Origin of the sequence: Streptomyces sparsogenes subsp. cuspidosporus (assembly GCF_039532705.1) — a bacterium.
Classification (GTDB): domain Bacteria; phylum Actinomycetota; class Actinomycetes; order Streptomycetales; family Streptomycetaceae; genus Streptomyces; species Streptomyces sparsogenes.
Genome location: NZ_BAAASD010000121.1, coordinates 1 through 1809 on the forward strand (window position 1 = coordinate 1; position 1809 = coordinate 1809).

A 1809-nucleotide genomic window follows, 5' to 3' on the forward strand; every position below is an offset into this window, starting at 1 on the left:
GTGGCCGGAGGCGGTGAGGGTGGTGCGGTTGCCCGCCGGGTCGTAGGCGTAGGTGGTGGTGGCGCCCGTGGGGGTGGTGCGGCGCACCCGGCGGCCCAGCGCGTCGTAGGCGTGGGTGAGGACCCGGCCGTCCACCATCTCGGACTTGACGCGGCCCATGCGGTCCCGCTGGTAGACCACCTCCGCGTCCGGCCCCGTGGCGGTGGCCAGACGCCCGGCCGCGTCGTAGGTGAAGGTGGTCGCCTGGCCGTCGGCGGTCTTGCGGACGGTGCGGCCCAGCGCGTCCCGCTCGAACTGGATGGTCTGGCCGAGCGGGTTGGTGCGGGCGGTCAGGCGTCCGGCCGCGTCGTGGGCGTACGTGGGGGTGCGGCCGTCGAAGTCGGTCTCCGCGACCAGGCGGCCCGCCGGATCGTATTCGTAGGACCAGGTCAGCCCCTGGGGGTTGGTGACCTGGGTCAGCCGCAGCGCGCTGTCGTGGGTGAACTCGTAGCGCAGGCCGTCGGGGCCGGTGCGGGCGGCGAGCAGGTCGAAGTGGGTGTACTCGTAGGTGGTGGTCGCGCCGAGCGGGCCGGTGTGGCTGGTGCAGTTGCCCTCGCCGTCGTACGTCCACGACTCCCGGCTGCCGTCCGGGTGGGTACGGGTGGCGAGCTTGCCCTCCACCGTCCACTCCAGCCGGGTGATGTGGCCGAGCGGATCGGTGACGGTGATCGGGCGGCCGAAGGGGTCGCGCTCGTAGCGGGTGGTGGCGCCCAGCGGGTCGGTGATCTCGACCGGCAGGCCCGCCGCGTCACACCGTATGCGGGTGGTCTCGCCCAGCGGGTTGGTGACGCCGGCCAGGTGTCCGTGGGTGTCGTAGGTGTAGTGGGTGGTGTGGCCGGCGGGGTCGGTCAGGCTGGTGCGGTGGCCGGTCTCGTCCCAGGTCTGGTGCCAAACGGTCCCGTCCGGGCCGGTCACGGTCAGCGGCAGGCCCCAGGCGTTGTAGGTGGCCGTCGCTCGCAGGCCGTCGGGGCGGGTGACGGTGACCAGATGGCCGTGGGTGTCGTAGGCGTAGTGGGTGGCGTGCCCCAGGGGGTCGGTGCGGGTCACCAGCCGGCCCTGGCGGTCGTAGGCGCTGCGGGTGGTGTGGCCCAGCGGGCCGGTCTCGGCGACGATCCGGCAGGCCTGGTCGACGAGATAGCGGCTGGTGTGGCCCTCGGGGGTGGTGACCGTGGTGACCCGGTGACCACTCGCCCCGTCGGCGTCCAGGTAGTCGATGCGGACGGCTATGTGACCCGCCTCGCCGCCTTCGGCGATGCAGCGGTCGCGGTTGTCGTAGACGTAGTCGTAGCGGCGCTGGTTGGTGTCGGTCCAGGAGATGACCCGGCGCTCGTCGTCGTACTCGAACCGCAGCGGCAGGCCGGAGGAGTTGACGACCTCGGTGAGGTTGCCGTCGGTGTAGCCGTAGCGGACGATCTCCTGGTCGGAGCCGTCGGGCGCGCCACCGGCCAGGTGCAGGGCGGTGATCCGGCCGTCCTGGGCGGTCAGCTTCAGGTGGTAGCCGCCGGAGTGGACGATGCCCAGCGGGGCGCCGTCGCTGTCGTAGTCGAAGCTGATGACGTGACCGCTTCGGTCCGTGATCCGGTCCGCACGCGCGACCCCGTCACCCCTGTTCCGCGGGCCGGTGAAGTGAAGGACACGGCCACTGGCGGGGTCGGTGAGGGTGTAGTCGCCGTCGGGGTCCCGTTCCAGCGGCCACCTGGGGCCCGCTTCGGGGAGGGTGGGCAGACCGGGGGCCGGGTGCGGATAGGACAGCAGCAGCCCGTCCTCGCT

General features: G+C 72.6%; 1 pseudogene. It reads right to left on the reverse strand.

Annotated features, from left to right (window positions below):
• Nucleotides 1-1809 (reverse strand): annotated as a pseudogene (locus tag ABFY07_RS42625) (type IV secretion protein Rhs); the annotation flags it as partial.